A 15,990-nucleotide genomic window follows, 5' to 3' on the forward strand; every position below is an offset into this window, starting at 1 on the left:
ATTTAAAAAAATCTCTGATTTTGCCCATTGATAGAATAAAACAACAACTTAATAAATTATACGAATATTTAGGCAATGCTAAAAGCAGTTCAGAAAAAGATAACTATCAAAGTATAATAAAAACATATTTATCTAACATGAAAAAATATCAAGAAATTTTGCATATTCAAGAACCTGACTATAGATTATGGAAAAATAGTTTTTTAAAAATAGTAGAGGCAAAGCAAAGATTTGTCGATATATGCAAAAAAGATTATGAAAAAGAATTTATAGAAATTAACATGAAAAATAGTAATTGGAACGATAATGTTCTAAAACATATGCGAGACAGCGGTGAGATAACAAAAACAGTAGAAAAACATAGCGATTGCGAAAGGCGTATTAACTTTCATATAGAATATTTATTTTTTGAAAAATGGTTAAAAAATCAAGGTATTGTTTCAGAAATAGGATTTGATATGTTAGATCTTATATATGGAAAAATAGGTGTAAAACAATTAAAATCTCGCGAATTATTATCTCCACCAAGCGAAGCAGATATAGAAAAGTATATTCTGGACATATATAAAACTAAATAGCTGCAGAGTCAAATCTAATTAATATAATGAATTTAACAAGAGCAAATTAGTTGTCCCTCTAATAGTTGTGCTTAAATTTAAAAACATATTAACTACTGCAAATGTCTCGATCTATAAATTTCTGAAATGATACCCAAATAAGCTTGATTGATTTGTAAAATTTTTTAAATATAATACTTTAAAAACTAAAAGTAAAATAATTATTTAAGTAAAAATAATCAAATTTTACTTTAAAATACTTAAAATAGGCAAAAGTATATTTAAGAAAACTTTCCAAAATTTTATATTTTTTGATAAATATTATTAAACAAAATAAAATAGTTATCTATTGTTTAAGCTTTCTTGTCCTATACTTTTAAACTTTATATTGAAAAATTTAGAAGAAAGAGCGAGTAATGCGTGAGATTTTGAAGAGAGATGGCACAAGACAAGAATTTGTAGCATATAAGATAGTAGATGCGATAAAAAAAGCATTTGCTAGCGAAAATTTAGCTTATGATGAGAAAGTTTTTACAAATGTTGTCCAAGATATCTTTCAAAAATCAAGCGCGATAACAGTCGAAGACATCCAAGATGCGATCGAAAAAGAGCTATTTAATAGCGGATATTTCGACGTTTTAAAGAGCTTTATGCTCTACCGCCACACGCATAAGCTTCAACGTGAGCAAATTTTAGGCCTAAATGACGATACGACTTATATAAATTCAACTCAAACGATAAATGAGTACATAAACGGTACCGACTGGAGAATTTCTGCAAACTCAAATACAAGCTATTCAAACGCAGGTCTCATCAACAACACTGCTGGCAAAGTCATAGCAAACTACTGGCTAGACGCTGTTTATAGCAAAGAAGAGGGTCTTGCTCACAGAAATGGCGATTATCACATCCACGACCTTGACTGCCTTACAGGGTACTGCGCTGGCTGGAGCTTACGGGCTTTGTTAAACGAGGGCTTTAACGGCGTTCGTGGCAGAGTTGAGAGCAAAGCGCCAAAGCATTTTAGAGAAGCGCTTTATCAAATGGCAAATTTCTTAGGAATTTTGCAAAGCGAGTGGGCTGGCGCTCAAGCTTTTTCTAGCTTTGATACCTACCTTGCGCCTTACGTTTTTAAAGACGATCTAAGTGACGCTGAGATTAAAAAGGCGATAACTAGCTTTATTTTTAACCTAAACGTGCCTGCACGCTGGGGACAAAGTCCATTTACAAATGTCACTATCGACATCACTTGCCCAAGCGACCTAAGAGATCAGATCCCAACGAGTGATGATATACACCTCTTTACGAATGTAAAAGATGAGAAAATTTTGAAAAAAGCAAACGAGCGTGGCAGAAACAATTTGATCGATATGACCTACAAGGACTTCGAGCCTGAAATGGCACGCATAGATAAGGCATTTTACGAGGTTTTAACAGCTGGCGACAAGTGCTCGCAGCCTTTTACATTTCCGATACCAACGGTAAATATTACAGAGGATTTTGACTGGGATAGTGAAGTGGCGGATGTGCTCTTTGAAAATACCGCCAAAATGGGTTCAAGCTACTTTCAAAATTTTATCGGCTCACAATACACTTATGACGAAAATGGCAATAAGATAGAAAACGAAAAAGCCTACAAACCAGGACATGTTCGCTCTATGTGCTGCCGCTTGCAGCTTGATTTAAGAGAGCTTTTAAAACGAGGTGGTGGTCTTTTTGGTAGTGCCGAGATGACAGGCTCTATCGGTGTAGTTACTATAAATTTAGCTCGCCTAGGCTACAACTTCAAAGGCGATAAAGTCGCACTTTATAACAGGCTAAGCTATCTTTTGGAGCTTGCTAAATCGACACTTGAAAAAAAGCGTAAATTTATCCAAGAGATGTATGATAGAGGGCTTTATCCTTATACGGCTAGATATCTAAAGCACTTTAATAACCACTTTAGCACGATCGGTATAAATGGCATGAACGAGCTTCTTAGAAATTTCACAAATGATAAAGAGAATATCTCAACAAAATTTGGACGTGATTTTGCTATTGAGATGGTTGAGTTTTTGCGCGACAAGATAAGGACATTTCAAGAAGAGACTGGAAATTTATACAACCTTGAGGCGACTCCAGCTGAAGGCACAACATACCGCTTTGCTAAAGAGGATAAAAAGCGCTATCCAGACATCATCCAAGCAGGTGGCGGGGAGAATATTTACTACACAAACTCAACCCAGCTTCCAGCAAATTTTACAGATGATGCTTACGAGGCACTTGATTTGCAAGATGATCTTCAGACTTCATACACTGGTGGCACAGTATTTCACCTTTATATGAAAGAAAGGATCAGCTCACCTAAAGCTTGCAAAGAGCTTGTAAAGAGCATAATCTCAAATTATAAGCTTCCATATATTACGATAACGCCTGTATTTAGCGTTTGTTCAAAACATGGCTACATTGCTGGAGAGCACGAGTTTTGTCCGCTTTGTGATGCAGAATTAATAGAAAAAGAGAAAAACAATTCCAAATAAGGAGAGGAAATGACAGAAAAAGAAATTTTGGAAAAAGTACAAGATAAACGCACAAAATGCGTAGTCTATACTCGTGTTATGGGTTATCATCGCCCAGTTGAGAGCTTTAACCTTGGTAAAAAAGGTGAGCATAAAGAGCGTATTAAATTTGATGAATACGCAAGTTGCTGCAAAAGATAATCACCGCAGCCAATAAAAATATAAAAAACTCAAATAAAAAAGGCACAATCTTCTGTGCCTTTTAAATCTCAAAAGGTCCATAAATTTGCATAAAGTCTTTAGTATAACGCCATTTACTACGCTTGATTATCCAGACAAAGTGGCTGCAGTAGTTTGGTTTGCAGGCTGTAATATGCGATGCGTGTATTGCTACAATATAGAAGTTGTAAATTCAAATGGCAATATAGAAATGGATGAGGTTTGTAACTTTTTAGACCGCCGTATAGGTAAGCTAAATGGCATTGTCTTTAGCGGTGGCGAATGCACGGCAAATCCTTTGTTTTTGAAGCTTGCAAGAGAGGTTAAGTCAAGAAATTTTTGCCTAAAGGTCGATACAAATGGCTCTCATATTGAGATTTTAAAAGAGGCGATAGGCGAAGGGCTGATTGACTATATTGCACTTGATTTTAAAGCGCCAAAAGAGAAATTTACGGGCGTAACTGGCTCAAATTTATATGAAAAATTTATTAGCACACTAAAATATCTGCTTGAGATAAATTTTGATTTTGAAGTAAGAACAACCGTGCATGCAGATTTTTTAGATGAAGCAGATATTTCTTTGATGTCTGAAATTCTTTATGACCTTGGATATAGAGGCAATTATTATTTGCAAAAATTCCTTAGCACAGGTGAAAATTTTGGAAATTTAGTTGATGCTAAAAGTAGCTTTGATCCGAAAAAAATCATTTCAAAACTTCCTATCAAACTAAGAAATTTTTAAATTTCTACTCATTATTTTTAACAAAAATTTTTGCTTTGCAAAACTATAATCATTAAAACTAATAAGGAGAAACTATGCAAAATTTTAGCTTTTTAAACCCTACAAAAATAGAATTTGGCAAAGACAAAGAGCAAAATATCGGCAGATACATGAAAGAATTTGGCGTTAAAAAGACGCTTATCATCTATGGCAGCGATAGGATAATAAAAAATGGCCTTTTTGATGTCGCAGCAAAGAGCCTAAGTGTAAATGGCATCGAGTTTTGCAAGATAGGTGGCGTGAAGTCAAACCCAGTGCTAAGCAAGGTAAATGAGGCTATAAATTTAGCTAAAAAGCAAGGTGTTGATAGCGTGCTAGCCATAGGCGGCGGCTCGGTGCTTGATAGCGCCAAGGCTGTGGCCGCTGGAGTTAGATATAACGGCGACGTTTGGGACTTTTTTACCGGCAAAGATCCAAGTGAAGCGCTTATGATCTTTGACATCATAACTCTAGCTGCAACTGGCTCAGAGATGAACGGCGGCTCAGTCGTCACAAACGAAGCCACAAAACAGAAATTTGTTATGCATGGAGCATGTCTTTATCCAAAAGTTTCAGTGATAAATCCACTACTTCAAGCAAGTGTGAGCAAAGAGTACTTGGTCTATTCAGCCTCAGATATCATCGTTCACAGCATTGAGGGCTACTTTACGGCTAGCATTCAGCCTGAGATCATAAATTTATACATCGAAGCAAACATCAAAACCGTTATGAAAACGACTGAAATTTTACTAAAAGAGCCAGACAATTACGATGCTAGAGGCGAGTTTGCCTGGGCTGCGACGATGGCGCTAAATGGCCTAACATACGTTGGCACAGCTGGCTACTCTTATCCAAATCACATGATCGAGCACGCCATAGGCGCGGTGGTTGATTGCGCTCATGGAGCTGGGCTAAGTGTGGTGATGCCAGCTTGGATGAAGTGGTATAAGAGTAGAAATTTAGAGGCATTTAAGCGCTTTGGCAAAGAAATTTTTGGCGTGGATGACACAGACGAGGCTATTAAAAAGCTAAAAGAGTGGTTTAGCAAGATCGGCACGCCAACAAGCCTAATTGAGATCGGCGTTGATGAGTCAAATTTAGACGAGATCATGGCGCTAGTTTATGACTACGCCAAGGGCAGGGGCTTGGAGCAAATTTATACAAAAGAAGCTATAAGTGAAATTTTTGCCTTAGCGAGATAGAATTTATCTAAATTTTACAAAGGAAAGATATGAAAAAGATCGCCCTTATAGCAGGAGCTAGTGGTGCTTTAGGAAGTGAAATTTTAAAAAATTTATGCCAGAGTGAGCATTATAGTAAGGTCATCGCTCTTGTTAGGCACGAGCTAGAATTTACTCATGAAAAGCTTGAAGTAAAGATAGTAAATTTTGATGATTTTAAAGATGAGGTGCCATTTATCGCTGATGACGTTTTTTGCGCGCTTGGCACGACGATGAAAGCCGCAAAGCACAAAGAGCAGTTTTACAAAGTCGATGTGACCTATCCGATAAATTTCGCCAAATTTGGCTTGGAGTGCGGCGCAAAACGCTTTGTTTTACTCTCGGCCGCAGGTGCTAGCAGAAAGTCAGGCTCGTTTTACCTAAAGGCAAAAGGTCAAGCAGAAGCAAAGATAAAAGAGCTTGGATATAGCTCATTTCAGATCGCTAGGCTGCCACTTATCGAGGCTGAGAGAAAGGACTTTAGACTTGGCGAGTATCTAGCGATAAAGGCGTTTAAATTTATCCCAAAAGGTTTTTTTGACGAGTATCGTCCGATGAGAGCGGCTGACATCGCTAAAGTGATCGTGCAAGTAGCGCAAGATGACCATAGCGAGGGTGTCAAAATTTATAGTCCTATGGAGTATGCGAAGTGAAAAGATACATCGCCATCACTGGGGCAAGCTCAGGCATAGGAGCGGCCGCAGCAAAGGCATTTGCAAGGCGCGGGGAGAATTTGATCCTAGTTGCAAGGCGGGGCGAGCTTTTAGAAGAGCTAAAAAGCGAGATAGCTAAATTTTCGGGTGTTGATGTCGTTATAGAGATTTGTGATCTCTCAAAGCAAGAAAATGCCCTCTTGCTTTGGCAAAATTTAGAAAAATATGAGCTAAAAGCACTTATAAACAACGCCGGTTTTGGCGACTACAACAAGGTCGGCGAGCAAAATTTAGACAAGATCACACAGATGATAAATTTAAACATCATCTCACTTGTGACGCTCTCAACGCTCTTTACTAAAAAATATAAAGACAAAGATACACAGCTTATAAACATCTCTTCGATAGGCGGCTACAAGATCGTGCCAAACGCCGTCACCTACTGCGCTAGCAAATTTTTCGTAAGTGCCTTTAGCGAGGGACTTTACCACGAGCTAGCGCAAGATAAGCAGGCAAAGATGCAAGCAAAAGTGCTGGCCCCAGCTGCCACAAAGACAGAATTTGGCATGGTAGCAACTAGCAAAGAGAGCTACGACTACGACAAAGCGTTTAAAAAGTACCACACGAGCGAGCAGATGGCGGAGTTTTTGCTTCGCCTTTATGATAGCCATTACTGCGTTGGTGCGGTCGATAGAGATAGCTTTGAGTTTAGCCTAAGTAGTCCCAAATTTGACTACGCTATCAAATACGAGCCAAAAGATAGCTAGGCGCTAAAGCCCTGGTAGCCTACGCCAAGGCTAGTAAAGCAAAAAGTAGGACAAAATAAAAAGGCAGATCATGAAATGCGTTAGAGTTGCTATTTTAGGGGTTTGTTTAGTAGGTGCTTGCTTTGGAAATGAACTTAAATTTGACGAGAGTAAGTTTGAGCTAAAAAGCGTGCAAGTTGGCGATAGGATGCTTAAATTTAGAGCTTATGAGGGCATAGTCTATGTGGCAAAGCCGGTTAGCGAATATGAGGTCTTAAATTTTTATGTGCCAGAGGGTAAATTTAGCGACCAAAAGGCAGCTATTTTCATGCCAAATGCGATCGGCGGCTACATGAGCGCAATGCCACAAAAGCCAGAAATTCAAAACGAAAAGCCAAATGCCACTCTTGAAGCGCTTCTTAGAGGCTATGTCGTAGCAAGCGTTGGTGCTAGAGGCAGGACGCTAAAAGATGGTGAGAAATTTATCGGCAAAGCGCCAGCTGCGATAGTCGATCTAAAAGCCGCTGTTAGGTATTTAAAATTTAACGATAAATTTATGCCAGGCGATGCAAATAAGATCATCTCAAACGGCACGAGTGCAGGCGGCGCGATGTCGGCACTTCTTGGCGTTAGCACAAATGCAAAAGAGTACGAGCCATATCTTAAAGAGCTAGGAGCTGCGAAAGCAGACGATCAAATTTATGCTGCTTCGATCTACTGCCCTGTTACAAATTTAGAGCATGAGGACGAGGCGTATGAGTGGATGTTTGGGGATTTGGATAAATTTGAAAGGATTGATTTTGCAAGTCTTGATGTGAGCACTTTTAACGACAGAAGCAAAAAGCCAAAGACTATCATAGGCGAGCTAAACGCCACGCAAAAAGAGCTCTCACGTGAGTTAAAAGGCAAATTCCCTGCCTATCTAAACTCGCTAAATTTAAAAGACGCCAAAGGCCACGCGCTAAGCCTTGATGAAAAGGGTGAGGGCAGCTTCAAAGAGTATATAAACTCACTGCTACAAAGGGCATTTACCGCTACAAAAAGCAGCGATAAAAGCACGCTCACGCCTAAATTTATCACTCTTGACACGCAGGGATGTTCGCTTGGATATACGTTTAAGCTTGAAGACTTCATCGCCTCGCTAAAACGTGCCAAAGCGGTGGTTGCCTTTGACGGACTTGGGCTAGAGAATCCTGAAAACGATCTATTCGGCGATAGCAAAACGCCTGCAAAGCACTTTACTAAATTTGCAAAAGAGCGAAGTGGCGGCGAGATGGCGGAGGCTAGCGTCATAAAGATGATGAATGCGATGAACTACACTAAAAATAAAAATTCGGCGAAATTTTACCGCATAAGACAGGGCACAAACGATACCGACTTAGCCCTCGCCGTGCCTGCTATACTCGCACTCTCACTTAAAAATGCTGGCAAAGAGGTTGATTTTGAAGCGGTTTGGGGACAAGGTCACAGCGGCGACTACGATTTAGACGAGCTTTTTGCTTGGATAAAAAGAGTGGAGAATAGATAAATTTAAGGAGTTTTAATGTTTAAAAAGCTATTTTTACTAGCGGTTTTGGCGGCTTTTGCCTTTGGGACGGAGGCGAAAGTGAGCTTATATGAGCTACTTTCAACGCCAAATAACAAGAGCTTGCTAAAGCGGCTTGGCAGGGAAAATATCCTTAGCTCAAAGAGTGAGCCAGGCACGCAGGCGATCTTTTTTGCGAGTGCAAAGAGCAAGCCAGAGTTATTTTACGTGCTTGAGTTTTACAAGGACGAGGCGGCTTATAAAAAGCATCTAAACTCGGCGCATTTTAAGAAATTTGCAAGCGCAAGCGCTGAAATTTTAGCTAGCAAAAAGGCTATAAACGTGAGAAAACGGGCTGCTTTTTCTAAAAATTTAACGCCAGAGCGCCTAAAAGATGGCTACTTTCACATCACAAACTTAAGCCTTTTAGCAAAAAGTGATGCGAAATTTGAAAAGATCATCAAAAAATATATGCAAAAAAGCGTAGATGAGGGTGCTTATGCGCAGTTTGCCTTTAGTCAAAAAGAGGCACCTAATAAGTGGGTGCTGGTTGAAATTTACAAAGATGAGGCTAGCTTTGAGAGCTACCGCCACAGCGAAAACTACAAGGCTTACGCCAAAGAGCGAGCTGGGCTGATAGATGAATTTGACGGTTTTGGTCTTAAGAACGAGACCTCATTTAGCAAGGTAAAATTTTAGGAGATGTTATGAATAAAATTTCACTTTTTTGCGCACTAGCACTCATTGCCAGCACGGCTTTTGCCCTTGATAGGGCAGGATGTGAGAGTTTAAAAGATGTGAAAATTTTAAACAACGAGATGATAGATACGGTGTGGAATGAGAGTGGCGAAGTATCAGCCGATAAGATGTCCGCGCTAACTGGTGGTAGTAAAAATAGTATCAAGGCAAAGCCTCACTGCGTGGTGCATGGCAAACTCTATAAACGCACCGTCTCAGATGGCAAAGAGTATGCGATTGATTACGAGATAAGGCTGCCAGAGCAGTGGAATGAGAAATTTTTATTTCAAGGCGGGGGCGGTATGGACGGCTTTGTAGCGCCTGCTCTTGGCGCGGTGCCGATACGCACAAGCACAGCCACGCCAGCGCTTCTTAGAGGCTACGCGGTCGTCACAACAAACTCAGGCCACCCAGAGCCAACGGCTGAGTTTGGGCTAGATCAGCAAGCAAGGCTAGACTACGCCTATCAGGCGATCGGCAAGGTCACGGACGCATCTAAGCAAATTTTAGCCGCCGCATACGCCAAAAAGCCAAAGCATAGCTACTTTATGGGTTGCTCAAATGGCGGCAGGGCAGCGCTCATAGCAGCACAGCGTTATCCGCTAGAATTTGATGGCGTCATCGCTGCAAACCCTGGCTTTAGGCTATCTCGCGCGGCGATCGCTCAGCAGTGGGACAACCAAGCTCTTATGAAGATAGCTCCGAAAAATGAAAAGGGTGAGAAAATTTTTGCAAATGCACTAACTAAGGACGATCTTGATAAGCTAAGTCAAGCCGTGCTAGAAAAATGTGACGCCTTAGACGGACTAAAAGATGGGATCATCAATGCGTGGGAAGCGTGCAAATTTGACCCTAAAAGCTTAAATTTGCTAAAGCAAAAGATAGCGGCGATAGAGAAAATTTTTAACGGAGCCAAAAACAGCAAGGGCGAGCAAATTTATAGTGGCTGGTTTTACGACTCAGGCGTGAGCGCTGAGGGCTGGAGGCAGTGAAAGCTGGGCGACTCGCAAGATGCCAGCAAGCCAAACGCTAGAAATATCACGCTATCAAGTGGCTCGGTGAATTATTACTTTTTAACGCCAGCACAGCCAAATTTTGACACGATAAATTTTGAGTTTGACAAAGACACTCCAAAAAATTTCGAGACCGCAGCGATAAATGATGCCGTATCAACAGACCTTAACACATTTAGCGTAAATGGCGGCAAGCTAATCATTGTAACTGGCGTCTCAGACCCAGTTTTTTCGGCAAAAGATCAAAGGGACTGGTTTAAAAAACTAGAGGCTGATAATGAAAATAGCCAAAATTTCGCGGCATTTTTTGCTCTGCCGGGACTAAATCACTGCGGTGGCGGCAACGGTATAGATGACGTGGATCCTTTAGGTGCGCTTGAAGCGTGGCATGAAAAGGGCGAAGCACCAAAGAGCATGCTAGCAAAAAGCAAGAGCTACGCTGGCAAGGAATTTTTAGTCTGCGCGTATCCAAAGGTGGCTACATATGTTGGCAGTGACGCGAGCAAGGCAAGTAGCTTTGTTTGCAAGTAAATTTAAGGATAGAAAATGAGTGAAATTTTAGTTGTATCAGGTCACACTGACCTTGAAAATTCCTTTGCAAATAAAATCATATTGGACGAGCTAAAAAAGCACGTGCCAGAGGCCAAATTTGACATACTAAGCGAGCTTTATAAAAACTACGTGATCGATGTAAAAGCCGAGCAAGAAAAGCTAGTAAAGGCTGATGTGATCGTACTTGTTTATCCATTTTTCTGGTACGGTGTGCCATCGCTTTTACAAAAGTGGTTTGAGGACGTGCTAGTTCATGGCTTCTCTCATGGCAGCAAGGGAGATAAGCTACGTGGCAAAAAGCTGGTGCTTTCATTTACTTCTGGCGCGCCTGAAGAGCTTTATAAAAAAGAAGCGCTTCAGCGATACGAGATAGAGGAGTTTCTGCCGCCACTTAGGGCTCTAGCAAATATGTGCGGCATGGAGTTTGCAGGCTATGTTTATAGCGGAGGGCTATCATATCAGAGCAGGCACGATGAGGCAAAGCTTGCTTTGATGAAGGAAAAGGCGCTTGATCATGCAAAGAGGCTAGGCGAGCTGATAGGTAAAATTTCATGATACCAGCAAAATTTTATAAATATGTTTTTGCGTTTATAATGTCAGCATTTATGGCGTTTTTTATGTCATTTATGCTGACATATCTAAACCTTGGTTTTATTGATGGCTTTGTTAAAATTTGGCTAATCGCCTACGTAAAAGCCTTTGTAGTAGCTTATCCTGTGCTTTTGTTAGTCTCTCCATTTGTAACAAAACTCACACAAATTTTATGCAAAAAATAAAATAATAATATACGTTATCAATAAAAATTATTATTTACTTATTTTAATTATTTGGTTATAATCCAATCAAAATTTATCAAAATAGGAGTCAAAATGAGACAGTACGAAACATACAAATGCGAAAAATGCGGCAACGAGATCGAGGTACAAAAAGTAGGTGGCGGCACACTAGCCTGTTGCGGTGAAGAGATGAAATGTGTGACTGAAAATTTAACAGCGGTAAATTTGATGAAGGCATTTGCTGGCGAGTCACAAGCTAGAAACAAGTATGAGCTTTATGGTGATTTAGCCAAAGAAGCAGGCTATCATGCTATTGCTAGACACTTTTACGAAGCAGCTGAAAATGAGAAATGGCATGCAAGGGCGGAGTTTAAAAAATATCACGAGCTAATGAACGATCCAATTGACAAGATGGATAAAAATTTACTTGATGCGGCAGCTGGCGAAAACTACGAGCATACGACGATGTATCCAGACTTTGCAAAGATCGCAAAAGAAGAAGAGTTAAGAGATGTTGAGAGGCTATTTAACGCGATCGGCAAGGTTGAGGTTGAGCATGAGAGAGAGTATCTAGAGCTTAAAAAGATGCTTGATGAAGAGGGCTTTTTTGAAAGCGACGAGGAAGATGTCTGGGTTTGTGAGGTGTGCGGACACGTTCACAGAGGCAAAAAAGCTCCAGGTGCCTGTCCACTTTGCAAAGCTCCAAAAGAGTATTTTAAGCGTGAATTCCTAGGCTAAAAAGCCAAAATAGCCAAAGTGCTTTGCTTTGGCTATGAATTTTTTATTTCAAATTTACTCCCTTATAAGCAAAAAGTACTATAATTATTTTAAATTTTTATAAGGAGAAAGAGATGAAAAAATCACTTTTAGTTTTAGCTACTCTTGGCTTTGCACTAAGCCTAAACGCTGCAGATCTTACAGATACTTGCAAATCATACTTCTCAGACATCGATAAGATGGTTGAGGCTTACAAACAAGCTGGTCAAGAGCAACAAGTAAAAATGTACGAAGATCAAAAGAAACAATCAATGGATCAACTTGCTGCACTTCCAAAAGAGCAACAAGACGCTACTTGCAAACAAGCTAAAGAGATGTTTGCTCAAGTAATGGAACAAATGAAAAAACAAGGTCTTTTAAAATAAATTTTTATGGCTAGACTTTCTAGCCATATCCTAATCCTCTTTTTCTAATTCGTTATTTACGCCGATCTCTTTTACTTCTATGTCTTTTTGATCGTCTGGAGACAAGCGTTTAAAATTTTCAAGTCTACTAACAAGACCATCTCTACCGCTAAAACTTGATGCAAGGGCGTTAAAATGTTTATTTGCAGTATTTAGTGTATTGCTAAGTCTATTCATATGCTCGGCTACATTGCGGACTTTATCATAAATTTTAATCGCACTTCTTACGATATTTTTGGCCTCTTCATTGCCACGCTCTATTCGCCATAAATTTGCCACTGTGCGAAGAATAGGCATAAGCGTAGTGTGAGATACTAATATTACACGCTTTTGAAATGCGTAGTCAAAAAGAGAACTATCAAATTTCATAGCCTCGATATATGCTGGCTCAATTGGTATAAACATCAATACAAAATCAGGGCTATCAGGTACGATCTCACCGTAATTTTTGCTATTTAAGCTATCTATGTGATTTTTCATAGAAGCAATATGCTCTTTCAGTGCTAAATTTAGTTCTTCTTCATTGCTGGCTGTGATAGCCTTTTCGTAAGCTATAAGTGAGACTTTAGAATCAACTATTAGGTGTTTGCCATCTGGTATCTTTACTATAAAATCAGGAATAAGACGTTTGCCTTCTTCGTTCTTGAAATTTTGTTGTGTCAAGTAATGCTCATCTTTTACAAGTCCAGAAGCCTCAAATGTGCGTTCAAGCTGTATTTCACCCCAGTTCCCAAGTGTTTTGTTGCTACCTTTTAGTGCAGTGGCTAGTGAGTTTGCCTCTTTTGACATTGAGATACCAATCTCACTTATGTGCTTAATCTGCATTCCTAACGCGCTCATGCCCTTAACTGATTCATCGTGGACTGCATTTACGCGCTCTTGAAAGGTTGAAATTTGCTCCTTTAGTGGCTTTAGTAAAAGATCTAAAGAATTTTGGCTATTTTGTGTAAAATTTGCACTTTTTTCTTCAAATATTTTATTTGCAAGATTAGAAAATTCCAAATTTAACTCATTTTTTACTTTTAATAAATTTGCCTCTTGCTCTTTTAGGCTATTTTCTTTTGCTTCTATTTCATTTCTAAGCACAGCCATATCACGTTTTAATCTATTTTCTCTCTCACTTGCTTCAACTAAAGCATTTTTATTTTGATTTAGTTCGGTTAGTGCCGCATTAAAATTTGTTTCATTGTTTTTAGCTCGTTCATTTGCCGTTCCGATACTCTCTTTAAGCTCGTTTATTACACGCTCCATCGCATCTTCGGCTTCGTCTTTTTGTGCTATTTTGGTTTTTAGCGAATCGATCTCACCGATAAGCTCGTCTATTCGCTCGTGATTTGACATAAGCCTTGCTTTTTGCTCGCTAATTAGTTGCAGATTTTCACTATTTTTAGATACTAAATTTGTTAGATTTGATGAAATTTCAAAATTTTCTTGCTCTTTTTGTGTCAAATTTCTTTTTAGCTCGAGTTTGTCTCTACTAAATGAATAGATGACAAATATCGCAATCAAAAATAGTACTCCTAAAAATATGGCAGCATAAAAATAGAAATCTTGTTGCATTTAGTATCCTTAAAAAATAAAGAAATTTTAATAGTTTTACAAAAAGCAAAGAGGCCACTCCTTGCTTTTATGGTAAATTTTTATGCTTCTAGCACTGCTCCGTTACTTGCGTTTGTGACTAGTTTGCGGTATTGCCTTAGCCAGCGAGATGTTAGCGCTTTATCAACTGGCTTAAATTCCGCTCTTCTCTTTGCGATCTCAGCTTCGCTTAGGCGAACGTTTATCTCGTATTTATCGACGTCTATATCGATGATATCGCCATCTTGTAGCAAGCCTATCATGCCGCCTTCAGCTGCTTCTGGACTTACGTGACCGATGCTTAGACCTCTTGTCGCCCCGCTAAAGCGACCATCCGTGATGAGCGCTACGTCCGCGCCAAGTCCTCGTCCCATGATGAGCGAAGTAGGGCTTAGCATCTCTTGCATACCAGGGCCTCCGCGCGGGCCTTCGTAGCGGATGACGACGACATCGCCTTTATCTACTTTACCGCCTGAAATACCAGCTATGGCTTCATCTTGTGAGTTAAAGCAGACTGCTTTGCCGCTAAATTTACGCTCGCCAACGATGCCAGCTGTCTTGATTACACAGCCTTGCTCGGCTAAATTTCCAAATAAAATGGCAAGTCCGCCAACTTGTGAATAGGCGTTTTCTACTTTGTGAATGATACTCTCATCTTTGATATCACTTATCTTTACACGCTCTCCCAAAGTTTCGCCACTAACTGTGAGATTATCCAAATTTAGCATGCCATTATCTCTGCGTGAAATTTCTTTTATCACCGCATTCATACCACCAGCTCTGCCGATGTCCTCCATGTGCACGTTTGGCAAGCTTGGACTGATCTTGGCGATGTGAGCGATGTTTTGGCTGATTTTATTTAGCTCTTTGATGTCTAAATTTACGCCAGCCTCTCTTGAGATAGCTAGCATGTGAAGGACGGTGTTGCTGCTGCCACCCATCGCCATATCAACGACAAGCGCGTTGCGGATCGCCTTTTCGTTTAGTATGTTTCTTATCTTAAATTTCTCATCAAGTGCGATCTCACAGATTCTGCGAGCAGCCTGTCTAATAAGCTCCTCACGCTCCGGAGTTAGTGCTAGGATAGTGCCGTTGCCAGGAAGTGCTATGCCCATTGCTTCACAAAGCGTGTTCATGGAATTTGCCGTAAACATACCGCTGCAGCTGCCACCGCTTGGGCATGCATTGCACTCGATATCTTTTAGCTCAGCCTCATCTATCTCTTTGGTCTCAAATTTACCAACCGCCTCAAACGCAGTCGCAAGATCTATCGGCTTGCCATCTTTTGTGTAGCCCTTTTTCATTGGGCCACCGCTTACAAACACGGTCGGTACATTTACTCTTAAAGCGCCCATAACCATGCCAGGGACGATCTTGTCGCAGTTTGGTATACAAACAAGTGCATCAAGTGCGTGCGCGTTCATCACGGTCTCTATCGAGTTTGCGATGATCTCGCGGCTAGGCAAGCTATATAGCATGCCTCCATGCCCCATCGCGATGCCATCATCCACGCCGATGCAGTTAAATTCAAACGGCACACAGCCATTTTTGCGAATCTCATCTTTTAAAATTTGTGCGTATTTGTTTAAGAAAAAGTGCCCTGGTATGATCTCTATAAAGCTGTTTGCAACGCCGATAAATGGCTTATTAAAGTCCTCGTCTTTTAGCCCAGTCGCACGTAAAAGTGAGCGGTGTGGGGCTCTTGTGTAGCCTTTTTTGATTATGTCGCTTCTCAAATTTGATCCTTTTTTAAAATTTGAGAGGATTTTATCACATATAAAGTATCAAAGATTTTAAAAAATTTTTGCAAATTTAAAAATTTTTTTATTACATAAATAACACATTAAATTTTTAAAATTTATCCAAAAAGGATGAGCTAAATAGCTACAAAATTTCGGTAATTTTAATCAAAGCAGTATGCAAAATAATAACGTAAAAATATTATCAATGTGTTATAAATATTGATTTATAGGG

13 protein-coding genes and 2 pseudogenes are annotated in these 15,990 nt (G+C 39.9%); 13 read left to right on the top strand and 2 right to left on the bottom strand.

From position 1 onward, the window contains the following. From CYP64_RS09970 to CYP64_RS04180, 13 genes and pseudogenes are all read left to right on the top strand, one after another. Positions 1 to 578: hypothetical protein (locus CYP64_RS09970; protein WP_181001683.1), on the top strand; the 578-nt coding region annotated here is incomplete at its 5' end. 395 nt (positions 579 to 973) lie between these two features. Beyond that, positions 974 to 3,256, top strand: a pseudogene (locus CYP64_RS04125) (ribonucleoside triphosphate reductase). A gap of 85 nt (positions 3,257 to 3,341) precedes the next feature. Then, positions 3,342 to 4,016, top strand: coding sequence for an anaerobic ribonucleoside-triphosphate reductase activating protein (locus CYP64_RS04130; protein WP_084109932.1), 675 nt, complete (start codon positions 3,342 to 3,344; stop codon positions 4,014 to 4,016). A 74-nt stretch (positions 4,017 to 4,090) separates the two neighbouring features. After that, a complete protein-coding gene (locus CYP64_RS04135) occupies positions 4,091 to 5,236 on the top strand; it encodes an iron-containing alcohol dehydrogenase (RefSeq protein WP_103648789.1) in 1,146 nt (381 codons plus the stop codon). A gap of 29 nt (positions 5,237 to 5,265) precedes the next feature. Continuing rightward, positions 5,266 to 5,907, top strand: coding sequence for an NAD(P)H-binding protein (locus CYP64_RS04140; RefSeq protein WP_103648790.1), 642 nt, complete (start codon positions 5,266 to 5,268; stop codon positions 5,905 to 5,907). Further along, a complete protein-coding gene (locus CYP64_RS04145) occupies positions 5,904 to 6,674 on the top strand; it encodes an SDR family NAD(P)-dependent oxidoreductase (protein ID WP_103648791.1) in 771 nt (256 codons plus the stop codon). Before CYP64_RS04140 ends, CYP64_RS04145 begins: the two co-directional genes overlap by 4 nt. Before the next feature lie 70 nt (positions 6,675 to 6,744). Further along, positions 6,745 to 8,181: a subtype B tannase gene (locus tag CYP64_RS04150; protein WP_103648792.1), complete on the top strand. Its 1,437-nt coding sequence runs from the start codon at positions 6,745 to 6,747 to the stop codon at positions 8,179 to 8,181. 15 nt (positions 8,182 to 8,196) lie between these two features. Beyond that, positions 8,197 to 8,877 carry a putative quinol monooxygenase gene (locus CYP64_RS04155; RefSeq protein WP_103648793.1) on the top strand — a complete coding sequence of 227 codons (681 nt, stop codon included), beginning with the start codon at positions 8,197 to 8,199 and terminating at the stop codon, positions 8,875 to 8,877. Between the two features lie 167 nt (positions 8,878 to 9,044). Continuing rightward, a pseudogene (locus CYP64_RS04160) lies at positions 9,045 to 10,460 on the top strand (tannase/feruloyl esterase family alpha/beta hydrolase). Between the two features lie 15 nt (positions 10,461 to 10,475). Then, positions 10,476 to 11,036, top strand: coding sequence for an NAD(P)H-dependent oxidoreductase (locus CYP64_RS04165; protein ID WP_103648794.1), 561 nt, complete (start codon positions 10,476 to 10,478; stop codon positions 11,034 to 11,036). Beyond that, positions 11,033 to 11,257, top strand: coding sequence for a DUF2798 domain-containing protein (locus CYP64_RS04170; RefSeq protein ID WP_103648795.1), 225 nt, complete (start codon positions 11,033 to 11,035; stop codon positions 11,255 to 11,257). Before CYP64_RS04165 ends, CYP64_RS04170 begins: the two co-directional genes overlap by 4 nt. Before the next feature lie 93 nt (positions 11,258 to 11,350). Further along, a complete protein-coding gene (locus tag CYP64_RS04175) occupies positions 11,351 to 11,995 on the top strand; it encodes a ferritin family protein (RefSeq protein ID WP_103648796.1) in 645 nt (214 codons plus the stop codon). A gap of 113 nt (positions 11,996 to 12,108) precedes the next feature. After that, a complete protein-coding gene (locus CYP64_RS04180) occupies positions 12,109 to 12,399 on the top strand; it encodes a DUF5339 domain-containing protein (protein ID WP_087586547.1) in 291 nt (96 codons plus the stop codon). Positions 12,400 to 12,429: 30 nt separating this feature from the next. Here CYP64_RS04180 and rmuC read toward each other — a convergent pair whose 3' ends face one another. After that, complete coding sequence (rmuC, locus tag CYP64_RS04185) at positions 12,430 to 13,998, bottom strand: DNA recombination protein RmuC (RefSeq protein ID WP_103648797.1); 1,569 nt, start codon at positions 13,996 to 13,998, stop codon at positions 12,430 to 12,432. An 80-nt stretch (positions 13,999 to 14,078) separates the two neighbouring features. Continuing rightward, on the bottom strand, positions 14,079 to 15,752 hold the full coding sequence (gene ilvD, locus CYP64_RS04190) for a dihydroxy-acid dehydratase (protein WP_103648798.1): 1,674 nt from the start codon (positions 15,750 to 15,752) through the stop codon (positions 14,079 to 14,081). Positions 15,753 to 15,990: the final 238 nt, after the last annotated feature.

The sequence above is a fragment of the Campylobacter concisus genome, assembly GCF_002913945.1.
In the GTDB taxonomy this organism is placed as follows: Bacteria; Campylobacterota; Campylobacteria; order Campylobacterales; family Campylobacteraceae; genus Campylobacter_A; species Campylobacter_A concisus_P.